The following is a 13,559-nucleotide window of genomic DNA, read 5'->3' on the forward strand; positions in this document are numbered from 1 at the left end:
ATGAAACAAGAACAATTACTATTAAAAGAGCGTCCAAATGGATTACCAGATAAGAATACATTTCAATTTAATGAAGTAGAAGTTAATGAACCCGCAAAAGAGGAAATGTTAGTGAAAACATTATATGTTTCTGTCGATCCGTATATGCGGGGCAGAATGTCTGATGCGCCTTCTTATGCAGCGCCTTTTGAGGTCGGTTCTCCATTAAAAGGAGGAACGGTCAGTCAAGTAGTGAAGTCAAACAGCGACCGATTTGCGGCAGGTGATTTAGTGACAGGAAACCTCGACTTTCAGGAATATAATGTTGTCAAAGCAGATCAGGTTCGAAAGGTCGGAACGAACGGGTTAGAGCCTAGCAATGCCCTTAGCGTTCTGGGAATGCCTGCAATGACTGCGTATTTTGGTATGATGCACATTGGCGAACCGAAAAAAGGGGAAACGGTTGTTGTTTCCGGTGCAGCTGGAGCTGTTGGGCAAATTGCCGGGCAGTTAGCTAAAAAGGCAGGAGCTCGTGTTGTCGGTATTGTTGGATCAGAGAAAAAAGCAGCGTATATCACAGAAACACTTGGATTTGATGCGGTTGTAGAATATAAAAAAGGAAATGTCAGCAAACAGTTACAAGAAACATGCCCGGATGGCATTGATGTCTACTATGAAAATGTCGGCGGTGAAATTTCAGATGCTGTCTGGCCGCTGCTCAATGTATTTGCGCGTGTGCCTGTATGCGGTGCTATTTCTGCATACAACCTGGAAGAAGGAGAACAAGACATTGGTTTACGTGTACAGCAATTCCTGATTAAATCCCGTGTCAAAATGCAAGGCTTGCTGGTTGGTGATTTTGCGGAACATTATGATGAAGCTTATCAAGCTCTGGAAGAAGCTGTATCAAATGGTGAATTGAAGTTTGAAGAAACCATTCATGAAGGATTCCATGCGATTCCAGATGCATTTTTAGGGCTGTTTTCTGGCGAGAATATTGGGAAACAGCTTGTGAAAGTTGCTGATAAGGAATAGGTTTATGAAAAAAGCTGCTCGATTCCGCGCGTTGGAATGAGCAGCTGTTACATAAAAAGTTTTGAAGTCAGCTAGACGATAGTCACTTTATTTCAGATTGTGTTTCGTATGTAGACCTACCATTCACAATGATTCAATCTTTCTGCACAAAAAACGAAGACGGCTTATCTGAACAGGCTGTCTTCGTTGAATTTGTTTGGAAACAGAAGGGATTATATGTGTTGGCTCACATACTTCCATCCTTTTTAGCATTATCTACATAATCTTTTGCTTCTTTTAACCCAAGTCCTGTTTGTTCACGAACATATTTCGTTGCTTTTACTTCGCCAATACCCGATTGAAGCATCTCTTGTACGTTTTGCAGAAGCTCTTCGTTGGAAGTGGAAGGATTCCATTCGAAATTCCCCTCGACCAAATCTTTCGCGTCCTTTAAGCCAAGACCAGTTTCTACACGTGCATATTTAATCAATTTAATTTTATCTTCGCCCGATTGAAGTCTTTGCTGAATTTCAGGGAGAATCTCTTTCGGTGTCTTCCGTGCTTGCCTATTAGCGAGTTTGTTTTTACTTTGGGATGCCAACAGGTAAATAACAGCAAAAACAATAACAGCAATGAGAATAACAGCTGTCGACATGTTATGTTGCCTCCAATATTGATGTTTCATCCCATCATAACATAAATAATCACAATGATTAGCGGTGTAAACGTTTCCTTTTTCGTGAAGTTATTTTCATTTCGAAACTAGGTAATAAAATAAGCAATAACGGAAAGGAAGCATGATGTAATCGTAATTGCCAACAGCGGTTTTAACGCTTTGGAACGCAAAGCTTTCAGACTGACATTCAAACCGAGTCCAACCATAGCTGCTGTTAGTATCCATGTTGTTGCTGACGAGATTCTTTCCATCGTCATTTCAGATACAGGAATCGTGTCTCCAAGCACATAGCTGCCGAACAGGCTCATCAGGATAAAGCCAAGCAGGAACCATGGAAAAGCAATTTTATTTTGTGTTTGATTTCCCTTATTTTTAAACTTCATCCAATAAATAAGAATAAAGCAAAGTGGAACAAGTAAAAACACCCGTCCTAATTTTGCCAGCAATGCAATAGCTAATGCATCTTCTCCAGCTGGTTCCGCTGCGATAGCGACATGGGCAAGCTCATGCAGGCTGATTCCCGACCAGATGCCGTATTCGATTGGTGTTAAAGGGAGGAATGGCTCGATTAGAGTATATCCAATCGCAAACACTGTACCCATCAAAGCAATTATACCAACGCTGATTGCTGTATCTTCATCCTTTGTTTTTACAATGGGGGCGACAGCGGCAATTGCGGCAGCACCACAGACCCCTGTTCCAACTCCAAGTAAAAGCGTAATATGCTTATCTGCTTTGAATACTTTGCCTAACCAGATCATGACACCGATTGCGAGCAAGATCACCAAAGCATCACGCAGCAAAAGTCCGATTCCATCATGAAATACGGTATTTATATTTAGCTTTAACCCATATAAAATAATTGCTAAACGGAGCAGTTTTTGGGATGAAAACGTAATTCCAGCGCGCAGAACTTCCGGGTATCCAAAAAATTGCCTGTAAATAATGGCAATGATAATAGCACATGCAAGCTGTCCTACATGATCAAAACCTGGAACTTTCGCCAACAAGAATCCAAGCAAGGCAATAAAAAACGTAAATACAATGCCGCTTATCCATTTTCCAAAAAGATATCCATTTGTCTGTTTTTGCTGATTTGATGCTTCTGCACTCATAAAAGCACCTCCTGTATATAGCATAGCTAATATGAATATATAAGAAAAATAATTTATAATAATACATATAATAAGTAAAACGTTATAATGAAATAAAGAGGGTGAAAAAATGGATAAACATTTGCAAATATTTATCACGGTTGCAGAAAAACAGAATTTTTCCAAAGCGGCAGAAGAGCACTATATGACACAGCCGGCGGTCAGTCAATATATTCGTACGCTCGAGGATAGCATGGGTATGCGCTTACTAGAGCGCAGCAACAAATATGTCCGTTTAAATAAAGCAGGGGAGATTGTGTATCATTATGGAAAACAAATCCTCAACCTGTATACCATCATGCAAAATTTATCAGATGATTTAATGAACCGGGCAAATGGACAGCTTGCAATTGGAGCGAGCTATACATTTGGAGAATATGTCCTGCCGAAAATTATTGCCGACTTACAAGGAAAATATCCAGATATTGAGCCTGCTGTTACGATTGGTAATACAACGCGTATTATAGAGTTAGTTGCAGCGCATCAATTGGAAGTAGGAATTGTAGAAGGACATTTTGATAGAAAAGAATTGGTTACCGAGGATTTTGCAGAAGACGAGATGGTCATTGTAGCTTCTTCCAAAAATAAACTACTGTTAAAGGAGGAAGAAATAGACATCAGTGATTTAGAAAAGGAAACTTGGGTCGTGCGTGAAAAAGGTTCAGGTACCAGAAAGGCAGCAGACACATTCTTTCAGCAATATAAGATAACACCTTCCCGGTTGATGCACTTCAGCAGTACACAGTCGATTAAAGAATCTGTAGCGGCTGGGCTGGGAATTACATTGCTTTCAAAATGGGCGGTTCAAAAGGAAGTGAAATATGGTGATTTGAAAATGATTCCGTTTAAAGGTCTTCCTTTTATACGTGACTTTTCCATTATTACCAAATCACCGTTTCGAACGAAAGCTTTAGATATTTTTATCGAAATGGTACGAAAAAGTAACACGTTGCGGATATTTTAATATCTCAACTTTCGGACCTAAGAATAAGCATATAAACGTTGCTGATCCAGGATGAACATGAAAGCTATTATCATGCTTGCTTTTCGTTAAATTATTCTTCTATGTTTTGAACAGGATAGGGTGTATAAGCTCCGCTCCGGCCAACCACTCCGCTTTCCATGGGGACGGCTTCAGCTAACTTGAAAAGAAAACCGCTTTTCAAGTGGATCTTCAGCTCGCCCTGTTCCCATAGGAGTCTGCGTGGTTGGCCTACGCTCTAATAGAATTCTACAGCACATGGAATAAATAACATCCTGATGAAGTGAGATGAAATAATCGCTTTTTAGCCTGATAAACCAATCAATCTGGTGTTTCCAATGGTTGATTTAGCAGTTCAAATCAATTCATATCGAGAATAGCTTTCATGCATAGAAAGGATTGCTGAGCCTTTTTATCATGCACCATGAAAAATGTGTTCTGTCTAATCGAACTTTTATTTCTTGAGCTATTTCAACCGCATAGAATATCCTGCTAGCGGAGGCGGACCGTTTTGACTCCTGAGGGATCAGCACCATCTGAAGATGCCCTTTTGCCAAGTGCTCTTCTTGGCAAAAGTTAGCTGAAGAGCGTGCCCCTAGGCAGACTAAAGTCGCAACGTCTGCACTAGTACGTCCTGTACGTCGGAAAGCAAAACGGTTCGCCGTAGCGGTCGTCTTACACTTTACCTTCTCATCTTTGTCAACAGATGTATGGAAGAATCAATCAGTTCCTGCTCCCTTGGAAAGGAAGTTATTTTTTTTAGTGCGAAAGTTGAGAACATAAAAATTCAAGAAAATAAGTTTTCTGAATTTGCTTAACCTCCAGCGAGAGTAGTGTAAATACGGTCGCTGGAGGAATTTTTAATTTATAGAACTGCGTGGTTGACAAAAAACCATGTAGTCAATTATAATATTTCATTGACTAATTAGTTCTATTTTGACCGTATAGTCATTTAGCGGGTATAGTTTTCCTGTTCATTCATCCATCGGCTTCAGGTGTATACCTGAAGCCTGAAGTTTGAGAAAGTGCATGTTAGAGGGGATAGATAATGGATAAAAAAGAAGAAATTATGCAAGCAGCGATTCATCTTTTTTCTAAAAAGGGGTATGATGCCACATCGGTTCAGGAGATTGCGAATGAATGTAAGATTTCTAAAGGTACCTTATATAACTTTTTTGACTCGAAAGAAGAATTATTGATTCAGGTTATCCGCCATAACCATCAAAAGATGCTGCAGCAGGCTGAAAATCTTAGTCTCGATTCGTCTTTACCGCCAAAAGAAAAGTTGATTCAAAAGCTTGTTGTGCAATTTGACGGAATTCGTGAAAACAAAGATTTTATGAGTATGCTTCTGACAGCTTTACCGCCTCATGATAATCCAAAAATTTCTTTGCTTATGAAAAGAATCCGAATGACAATGATGAACTGGTATAAAGATTGTTTTATAGAGACCTATGGAAGTAAGGCAGAACCGTATATCTGGGACTTTGCGTTGATGCTCTCCGGGGTATTGAAGGAATACATCTCCTTTATTTTTCGTGATCATAAGGACCTTGATTTTGAGCGCGTGGCCCGTTTTGTCATTAATCGGTTTGATACGATGATTCATCATATAACAGACGCAGAACCGGTTTTAACATCGGAATTAATGGGAGAATACGAAGCTTTAAAAACAGAATTAGCAACGAGGAATCCAGAAGAGCAAGTGGATCAGCTGTTGGAAGAAATCGAGAAAAAGATAAATATTCTACCGTTGCATGAAACGGAAAAAGAAGAGTATACCGCAGCGGTTCAATCTTTACAGAAAGAAATTCATCAGAAAAACCCGAGAATGTTCCTGGTGAAATCTTTCCTGCTATTTTTGGCTGAAATAGAAGAATGTCAGCCATTTGTCCGTCGAGTGGAAATGTTTATTAAAACATTTCAGACGATGTAGCAACAACCGTATAAGGGAAGTAATGTACATCGGGCCATTGGAATGTGTTTGATGGCATTCTTTTTTTCTTTAGCGGATAAAAAAGGGGAAGAAATAACAATTAAATAAGAGAAACAGGAGATGAGAAAGAAATTATGACTGAATCAACAACAAAACATATAAAAAAAGGGCCTATTCTTGCGGTTATCATTCTCGGCGCGTTTGTGTCACTGTTGAATCAAACATTGATGAACGTGGCCTTGTCTTCTATTATGGAGGATTTGAATATAGGTGAGAGTACGGCCCAATGGATTACGACTGGATTTATGCTGGTGAACGGGGTACTTATTCCGATTACCGCATTTTTAATGGAGAAATTTTCAACAAGACAGCTGTTTTTAACGGCCATCAGCTTATTTGCGGCAGGGACGTTAATCTGCGGGATTGCACCGGACTTTACAATATTGATGGCTGGACGGATTATCCAGGCAGTTGGTGCAGGAATTATTATGCCGCTGTTAACAACAGTTGTGCTTGCGTTATTCCCAGTTGAAAAACGTGGCGGGGCGATGGGTATTATTGGTATTGCGATTATCTTCGCTCCTGCTGTCGGCCCGACATTATCCGGATTTGTCGTGGAACATTACTCATGGAGATTACTATTTTATATCATTTTCCCAATTGCTGTGTTAACGATTATTCTTGGAGCGATTTTCTTGAAGAACGTTACCAGACAGACTTTCCCAGATATTGATGTTGTGGCGATTATCCTGTCAACACTTGGTTTTGGCGGAATCTTGTATGGTTTCAGTACAGCTGGAACAAACGGCTGGACAGATGCCACAGTAATCACCGGATTGGTTGTCGGTTTTATCGGTTTAGCATTATTTGTAACACGGGAACTCAGAGCAGAAGTGCCAATGCTGGACTTTCGGGTGTTTAAAGATGGTATTTTCTCCCTGACAACAGTGATTAATGTAGCCATTACAGTAGCTATGTTTGCTCCAATGCTGCTGATTCCGCTATATTTACAAAATGTGTTGGGTGTCAGCCCGATGAATTCTGGTCTGATGCTGATGCCAGGAGCAATTATCATGGGGATTATGTCGCCTGTTACCGGTAGAATATTTGACAGAGTTGGTGCACGTCCACTTGCGATTGTCGGCTTGACCATAACGGTTATCACCACTTACCTATTTACGCAACTGACAGATACAACAAGTTATATGTATCTCATTGTTATTTATACGATTCGCATGTTTGGTATGTCCATGATCATGATGCCTATTATGACTGCCGGCTTGAATCAGCTTCCAGAAAGACTTCATCCGCATGGTACAGCGATGGTGAACACGGTTCGTTCTGTTTCTGGTGCTATTGGAACGGCATTCCTGGTTACAGTCATGACCAACCAGGCCAAAAACAGTATGGAAGGGATTATTGCAGATAATCATTTTAATCCTGCAAATCAACAAGATATGTTGCACGCCGCTCATCTGGCACAAGTAGAAGGAATCAATGATGCCTTTATGGTGTCAACGGTATTTGCGGTAATTGGATTGATTCTTGCCTTCTTTATTAAGCGAGGCAGATCAAAACAAGAGGAAGCACCGGAATTACAACAAGAAAATCTTACAGCGGAAAAAGCCTAAAATGAAAAACAGGGTGTTGATCAGAAAATGATCAGCACCCTGTTTTCATAAGGAAAGAACGCAAAGCAGCCTATTTTTGTAACCTCTCTATTTGTGAAACAACAGCAGCAATGCGTTCGCCTGCCGGTTCTGATTTGCATAACCTTGGATTTTGACCACACCACAGTGACATCCATTCCGGACGTTTTTGTTTTCCAGCTTCCCCTCTTATCGGTTTCGTCAAACTGTTTTGAATCGGGTAAGCTGGCAACTGTTTTTCATATTGCTTCATCTTTATCATGAAATCATTCTGAATCCCTCTCGCAGGTTTGCCGCTAAAAGCAGATGTGATTGCTGATTGGTCCTCTCTGCTGCTTAAGACAGCTTGCTTGTGTTGTTTATTTGCGCCGCTCTCCGAAGTGGTAAGAAATGCTGTGCCCAGTTGAGCTCCTTGTGCACCGAGAACGAGGGAAGCCAGAACACCCCGCCCGTCAGAGATTCCCCCAGCTGCAATCAGTGGAATCGTTACCTGGTCTGCAGTCTGTGGAATAAGCGCCATTGTACCAATCATGGCATCTTCAAAGGAACCCGAAAATGTTCCGCGATGACCGCCCGCTTCACTTCCTTGCATAACGACCATATCCATGCCGCTTTCTTCATTAGCTTTTGCTTCAGCGACTGTTGTAGCCGTGCCCATTAATAAAACGCTTTCTTCTTTTAACTGCTGAAGAATAGAGCGGGAAGGAATGCCGAAAGTAAAGCTGCATACAGGAATCTGCTCGTCGATCATTATTTGGATTTGCTGATCAAAAACAGTCGTCTGGATTTCATTTATTTCCGGCACTTGTGAGATATGTAATGCTTCACGGAAGGGGGAAAGCCATTTGTTGGCCTGATTCACTTCTTCGGAATGCACTTCCGGTGTTTCCGGGGTAAACAGGTTAACCGCAAAAGGTTTATCTGTTAGCTGTTTTATTTTCCGGATACTTTCCTGTGTCTGTTCTGCATTCAAATAACCAGCACCGAGCGTACCGAGTCCTCCTGCGTTAGAAACCGCTGCAACCAGTTCTGGCGTCGTGATTCCTCCAGCCATACCAGCCTGAATAATGGGATAACGGATGCCGATTTTTTCAGTCAATGTATTTTTATTCCACATCGTGCTTCCTCCTTATAATCTCCATTTATTTATACTACATCTATCATAACATGAAGCGTTTAAACTGTATTGTTTCTGAAGTTACTTCCGGTTAGGGAGCAGCTATCGTGAAAATGACGATATATATTTTTTAAAACAAAAAATGGATAAGATAAAATATCCAATCCATTTTAAAAGCTATATGTATTTTTATTATTTCCTGTAGACAGGGTTACAAAAATACTTGCAATACATAAAACAGTACCAATGATTGCTACAATCACGACGAACACTCCTGCTGATGCAAAAAAGCTTGCCAGCATGGCCCCGAAAAAAGCAATGGCAATCAAAGCCTGTTAGATTGCTGAAATCATTTTTGCAACAGAATGATGCAGGAATGATAAGAGGAAAGGTGGTAAGAACAATACGACTACCATCCCGATTGAAATCAGCAGACCGGCAGGATCATCATAAGAAATGGTGTTAGAACCAGTTGTGTGCCGGACAGTTAATAAAATGCAAGCAATTGCGCTCACTAATGTCAAAACAATCATCAGAATCTTTTTAGACATGGTAAAACTCCTTTCTCTGTTTTAATATAACATATTTTTTAATCCATTCGCTGCTTCATCTTCGGTGGATTATTAGTTAAATAATGGAAACCTATGTTTCGGGGAGTTTGAAGGAATAAAAGTTTCATGAAAGGGAAAGGTATCTATATATTCATTATATTGGTGTCATATAGGAGGAGATAAAAAGTGAGTAAGGATTTTTCTTACGGAGATGATTATACATATCTCCCTGCCACGTCTGTCAATAGTGGCGCCTGGATAGAAGTATTGCCAGATATCTATTGTCTTACAATCCAAATTGTTAACATCTGTTTCGTAAAGAATCATAAATCAAACCATTTTGTATTAATAGATGCGGGAATGCCGAAATCAGCAGATAAAATTATCGAAATGACGGAAGAACATTTTGGAAAGAACAGCCGGCCGGAAGCAATTATTTTAACACATGGTCATTTTGATCATGTGGGGGCACTGGTTGATTTAGTCAAGCATTGGGATGTACCTGTTTATGCTCATAAGTTAGAACTCCCTTTTTTAACTGGAAAAAAGAGCTACCCCAAACCTGATCCAGGTGTAGAAGGTGGTCTCGTTGCGAAGGCTTCTGCTATGTTTCCAAATGAACCGGTCAACTTAGGGAGCAGCGTAGTAGAACTCCCGGCTGATGGCAGTGTTCCTGAGATGCCTGATTGGCGATGGGTACACACGCCAGGTCATTCACCAGGTCATATTTCTCTATATAGGGATACGGACCGTGTTCTGGTTGCTGGGGATGCATTTATTACCGTAAAACAAGATTCCTTGTATAAGGTGATGGTACAGGACAGGGAAGTACACGGGCCGCCAAGATATTTTACTACAGATTGGGAAGCGGCAAAGAAATCAGTCCAAACATTGGCAACTTTAAACCCTGCGATTGCAGTAACTGGGCATGGCGAGCCAATGTATGAGGAAGAACTTACGGAAGGACTGGAGGAATTAGTAAATACATTTGATCAGACAGCTATTCCTGACTTTGGCCGATATGTGGACCGTGAGCAGGATCAGTAAATAAAGGCAGCTTTTTCAGAGAAAGTGAAAAAGCTGTCTTTTTATTATACTAGATAATGAAAGTGAATATAATAAAATGTTATTTTCAGCGTTCAGTTAACATTTCCTCGAATATTTTTTAATTATCTCTCATGACGTCCTTGCTTTATCCGTTTGGACTTTCTTTCGTACAAATTGCAAATAATATGATAAATTGGTTTCGTATCTATATAAAATGGGAATAGGAAGTAATCTATGTTTTAGGAAGTGATAGACGATATGTGAGAAGTATGTGAGCATAAAAATTATAGAGAAAGAAGAACTGTATAAAAAACGGGAGGAAGTTGATGAACTGGTATATTACATATTTTATTCTGTATTTCGGGATGATGCTGGGCGTGGCCTGGTATTACTATTATAAAATTAAAACATATGAGGAGTATATGATCGGCTCCTGGAGTACAGGCTTTTGGAAAATCACAGGAACAATTATTAGTACGAATGCAGGGGCAGCAGTATTTATAGGCTGGGTTGGTCTTGGTTTTACGGTCGGTTTTTCAGGTTATTTTAAATTTGCGCTGGTAGCTTATATATTCAGTCTGCTTTTAGTACTGCTTTTTGCCAAGCCGCTCAGACGCCAAAAATTATTTACATTAGCTGAATTATTTACGGTAAGATTTGGCGGACGTGCAGGAATGGTTCCTTCTATTATTTCGGCATTTGTCTATTCTGTACCGACGATAGGATTGCAGCTGGTGGGAATGTCCACGGTATTTAACATTACACTTGGATGGGAATTAAATACGGGATTATTTGTCAGCACCATTTTAATTCTGTTATTTACTATTTTAGGCGGCCTTCCCGCTACAATTATTACCGATGCTGTTCAATCGCTGATTATTATCATAGGTCTGGTGATACTGACTATTTCTGTTGTTGCTCATGTTGGAGGAATCGGGGATTTATTCAACAATACAACATTTACCTATTTGAGTCCTATCAGTCCGGATGGGTTAACGGATACATTGCTGTACGCTTTATCAGTAGGTCCATTCTATCTTGTCTGGCAGTCTACATGGCAACGGATTTTTGCCGCTAAAGATGAGAGAACAGCACTGACAGCTGGAATCACTGGTCATATTATTGTTGCTGCGATTTCATTTTTCCCATTTTTAATCGGAGTTGCTGCAAGGCAGTTTGTCGATTTGAATATGGAACAAGATCTGGTGTTTTCTTATGTGACGAATGAATTGCTTCCAGCACCAGTAGCCGGCATTATTTTTGTTGCATTGCTTGCTGCATTAATGACAGGAGCGACTTCCTTTAATCTGCAGGGAGCAAGTAATTTAACAAGAGATTTTTACCAAGTGATGATTCATCCGAATGCAACCAATGCAAGGTTATTGCTTGTTTCTCGATTATCTGTTATTTGCATTACCATTCTAGGTGCAGGGGCAGCGCTGTTTATCACCAATATCAATGACGCTTATCGCTGGGCATTAATGGTTAATGGGGTGATACTTGTTTTTCCATTTTTAGCAATTATGTTCTGGAAGCGAGTGACCAAAGCGGGTGTGTTTATCACGATGGTCGGCTCATTCGTTTTTATCCTGATTTATCCATATACCGGGTTACCGTTTGACCAGGCACTTGCCGGCTATGTATTTTCTTTTATTCTGCTGGTTGTGGCAAGTCTGTGTACATCGCATGATAAGACCGAAGTGGTCATGACCGCTATGCGCCATAAGCTGGTAGATGAAAAACATCACACAAAGGAGTTGGAATAAATGGTTATCAATAAAATAACCAACGCAAATGTACTCGATTTATTAAATAATAATGTATATCTCGCGACAGTTGAGCTGTCGGAGGGACGAATCCGGGAGATAAGGGAGCAAAATGGAGTCGTAACGGATAATGACGCTCTGGATTTAAAGGGCAAATGGTTATCACCAGGCTTTATTGATACGCATAGTCATTTAATTATGTACAGCAGTTTTCGTAAACAAATGAATTGCTCGCCTGAAAATGTAAGCAGTATTTCAGATATGATTGAAACGTTTAAAGAACATAAAGATGCGGTTACTGTCGACGGATGGCTGCGTGGATATGGTTATAATGAGTTTGAATTGGCGGAAGGGCGTCATCCAAACCGTTTTGATTTGGATCAGATTTCAACAGACCTGCCTATTTATATTCAGCAGAGTTCTGCACATATGGGAGCAGTCAATACGAAAGCTTTGGAAATAATGGGAGTAGGATTACATGATCCAGACCCTAAAGGTGGACGATATGAACGTGATGAAAATGGACTGGTCAATGGCGTGTTGTTTGAGTTTCCGGCTTTGGATAAAGTGAAAGCAGTACTTCCACAGGCAAAAGCAGATGTGCTGGCAGAAGATATCGAAGCAGGCGTCAAAGCTTATCAGGCAAAAGGAATAACCAATACGACCGAGATGGGGGTTGGTATTTATTCCGGAATGGACGATTATGAAGCGGTACTTCAATTTTTAAAGACCCCTCAAAAAATCCGGACAAGGTGGGCGATTGCTTATCAGCTGCTGCTTCATGAGCCAAAGCTCCAACAAGTCCATGCAACAGAGTTACAAGAAAAATTTGAAACACGAAGCGGTGGATATAGTACGCTGGCAGGTGCTAAATTTTTCAGCGACGGTTCGATTCAGCTGCATACAGCAGCGATTCGTGGAGATTATTACGATGGCGAACCATCGGATGACCTGCAACTTGAAAAAGAAGAATTAGAAGAACTTTTCAATCATTTTCAACAGCTTGGCTACCCGTTGATTACACACGCTAATGGGGACAAGGCTGCAGGTACAGTGATAGAAGCTTATAAAGCAACTTCTGGAACGAAAACAAACAGTCTGATGAATCGAATTGAACACTTGCAAACAGTGAATAAAGCGGACATTGCTGAAATGACGAAGCATGCTATCGGCGGGTCTTTCTTTACCAACCATATTTATTACTTTGGAGATATCCATAAAAAATTCTTTTTAGGTCCGGAAAAAGTCCAAAACTTGGATCCTGTCAGATGGGCAGAAGATAAAGGGATGACATTTACAATCCATTCTGATAGCCCGGTAACAGATATCTCGCCGCTTGATTCTATCAGAATTGCCGTCGAACGTAAAACAAGACAAGGAGAATTGCTTGGAGAACATCAACAGCTGACAAGGTTGGAAGCTTATAAAAAGATGACAGTAGATGCTGCTATATTGAACGGAACGGATTTAGAAGAGGGAAGTATCAATGAAGGTAAATTTGCAGATTTTGTCGTACTGGAACAAAACCCGCTTGATGCATCAGTAGCGTTATCGGATGATTTGGTGGAAATGACCATTGTTGGTGGCGAAGTAGTCTATCAAAAATAGTTGAAATTTTATTCCAAAAATGAATCCAATTTGTTTTCATATACAAGTAAAGGTATCTTACAATGAGTGAACGATATACG

General features: G+C 40.4%; 11 protein-coding genes. 7 read left to right on the top strand and 4 right to left on the bottom strand.

Going from position 1 to position 13,559, the window contains the following annotated elements; translation table 11 throughout:
• On the top strand, window positions 1-1,014 hold the full coding sequence (locus B7E05_RS07265; protein WP_080873580.1) for an NADP-dependent oxidoreductase: 1,014 nt from the start codon (window positions 1-3) through the stop codon (window positions 1,012-1,014).
• A 226-nt stretch (window positions 1,015-1,240) separates the two neighbouring features.
• On the opposite strand, the gene B7E05_RS22385 is transcribed toward B7E05_RS07265, so the two are convergent.
• Window positions 1,241-1,648, bottom strand: a complete 408-nt coding sequence (locus B7E05_RS22385; RefSeq protein WP_245833015.1) for a ribosomal protein L7/L12 — start codon at window positions 1,646-1,648, stop codon at window positions 1,241-1,243.
• Window positions 1,649-1,755: 107 nt separating this feature from the next.
• Window positions 1,756-2,784: a YeiH family protein gene (locus B7E05_RS07275; RefSeq protein ID WP_080873581.1), complete on the bottom strand. Its 1,029-nt coding sequence runs from the start codon at window positions 2,782-2,784 to the stop codon at window positions 1,756-1,758.
• A 109-nt stretch (window positions 2,785-2,893) separates the two neighbouring features.
• Between B7E05_RS07275 and B7E05_RS07280 the strand changes: the two genes are divergently transcribed.
• The 3 genes from B7E05_RS07280 (at window position 2,894) to B7E05_RS07290 (ending at window position 7,372) form a co-directional block, all read left to right on the top strand.
• The gene (locus tag B7E05_RS07280) at window positions 2,894-3,787 is read left to right on the top strand and encodes a LysR family transcriptional regulator (RefSeq protein WP_080873582.1); all 894 of its coding nucleotides are present in this window, start codon (window positions 2,894-2,896) and stop codon (window positions 3,785-3,787) included.
• A 1,066-nt stretch (window positions 3,788-4,853) separates the two neighbouring features.
• Window positions 4,854-5,741, top strand: a complete 888-nt coding sequence (locus B7E05_RS07285) for a TetR/AcrR family transcriptional regulator (RefSeq protein ID WP_080873583.1) — start codon at window positions 4,854-4,856, stop codon at window positions 5,739-5,741.
• Between the two features lie 134 nt (window positions 5,742-5,875).
• On the top strand, window positions 5,876-7,372 hold the full coding sequence (locus B7E05_RS07290) for a DHA2 family efflux MFS transporter permease subunit (RefSeq protein ID WP_080873584.1): 1,497 nt from the start codon (window positions 5,876-5,878) through the stop codon (window positions 7,370-7,372).
• Between the two features lie 70 nt (window positions 7,373-7,442).
• Here the strand turns inward: B7E05_RS07290 and B7E05_RS07295 are convergent, their stop codons facing one another.
• Together B7E05_RS07295 and B7E05_RS07300 are read right to left on the bottom strand one after the other, a co-directional pair.
• Window positions 7,443-8,507, bottom strand: coding sequence for an NAD(P)H-dependent flavin oxidoreductase (locus tag B7E05_RS07295; RefSeq protein ID WP_080873585.1), 1,065 nt, complete (start codon window positions 8,505-8,507; stop codon window positions 7,443-7,445).
• 335 nt (window positions 8,508-8,842) lie between these two features.
• Window positions 8,843-9,058, bottom strand: coding sequence for a hypothetical protein (locus tag B7E05_RS07300; RefSeq protein ID WP_080873586.1), 216 nt, complete (start codon window positions 9,056-9,058; stop codon window positions 8,843-8,845).
• A gap of 186 nt (window positions 9,059-9,244) precedes the next feature.
• On the opposite strand from B7E05_RS07300, the gene B7E05_RS07305 reads away from it, so the two are divergent.
• From B7E05_RS07305 to B7E05_RS07315, 3 genes are all read left to right on the top strand, one after another.
• Complete coding sequence (locus B7E05_RS07305) at window positions 9,245-10,105, top strand: MBL fold metallo-hydrolase (RefSeq protein ID WP_080873587.1); 861 nt, start codon at window positions 9,245-9,247, stop codon at window positions 10,103-10,105.
• 326 nt (window positions 10,106-10,431) lie between these two features.
• The gene (locus B7E05_RS07310; RefSeq protein ID WP_080873588.1) at window positions 10,432-11,871 is read left to right on the top strand and encodes a sodium:solute symporter family protein; all 1,440 of its coding nucleotides are present in this window, start codon (window positions 10,432-10,434) and stop codon (window positions 11,869-11,871) included.
• Window positions 11,872-13,479: an amidohydrolase gene (locus B7E05_RS07315; RefSeq protein ID WP_080873589.1), complete on the top strand. Its 1,608-nt coding sequence runs from the start codon at window positions 11,872-11,874 to the stop codon at window positions 13,477-13,479.
• The last annotated feature ends 80 nt before the right edge of the window (window positions 13,480-13,559 follow it).

The sequence above is a fragment of the Oceanobacillus timonensis genome, from assembly GCF_900166635.1.
In the GTDB taxonomy this organism is placed as follows: domain Bacteria; phylum Bacillota; class Bacilli; order Bacillales; family Amphibacillaceae; genus Oceanobacillus; species Oceanobacillus timonensis.

Bases quoted from the DNA above. Each gene is read 5' to 3' on its own strand.
- B7E05_RS07265 (WP_080873580.1), top strand. From the start codon at position 1: ATGAAACAAGAACAATTACTATTAAAAGAGCGTCCAAATGGATTACCA.
- B7E05_RS22385 (WP_245833015.1), bottom strand. From the start codon at position 1,648: ATGTCGACAGCTGTTATTCTCATTGCTGTTATTGTTTTTGCTGTTATT.
- B7E05_RS07275 (WP_080873581.1), bottom strand. From the start codon at position 2,784: ATGAGTGCAGAAGCATCAAATCAGCAAAAACAGACAAATGGATATCTT.
- B7E05_RS07280 (WP_080873582.1), top strand. From the start codon at position 2,894: ATGGATAAACATTTGCAAATATTTATCACGGTTGCAGAAAAACAGAAT.
- B7E05_RS07285 (WP_080873583.1), top strand. From the start codon at position 4,854: ATGGATAAAAAAGAAGAAATTATGCAAGCAGCGATTCATCTTTTTTCT.
- B7E05_RS07290 (WP_080873584.1), top strand. From the start codon at position 5,876: ATGACTGAATCAACAACAAAACATATAAAAAAAGGGCCTATTCTTGCG.
- B7E05_RS07295 (WP_080873585.1), bottom strand. From the start codon at position 8,507: ATGTGGAATAAAAATACATTGACTGAAAAAATCGGCATCCGTTATCCC.
- B7E05_RS07300 (WP_080873586.1), bottom strand. From the start codon at position 9,058: ATGTCTAAAAAGATTCTGATGATTGTTTTGACATTAGTGAGCGCAATT.
- B7E05_RS07310 (WP_080873588.1), top strand. From the start codon at position 10,432: ATGAACTGGTATATTACATATTTTATTCTGTATTTCGGGATGATGCTG.
- B7E05_RS07315 (WP_080873589.1), top strand. From the start codon at position 11,872: ATGGTTATCAATAAAATAACCAACGCAAATGTACTCGATTTATTAAAT.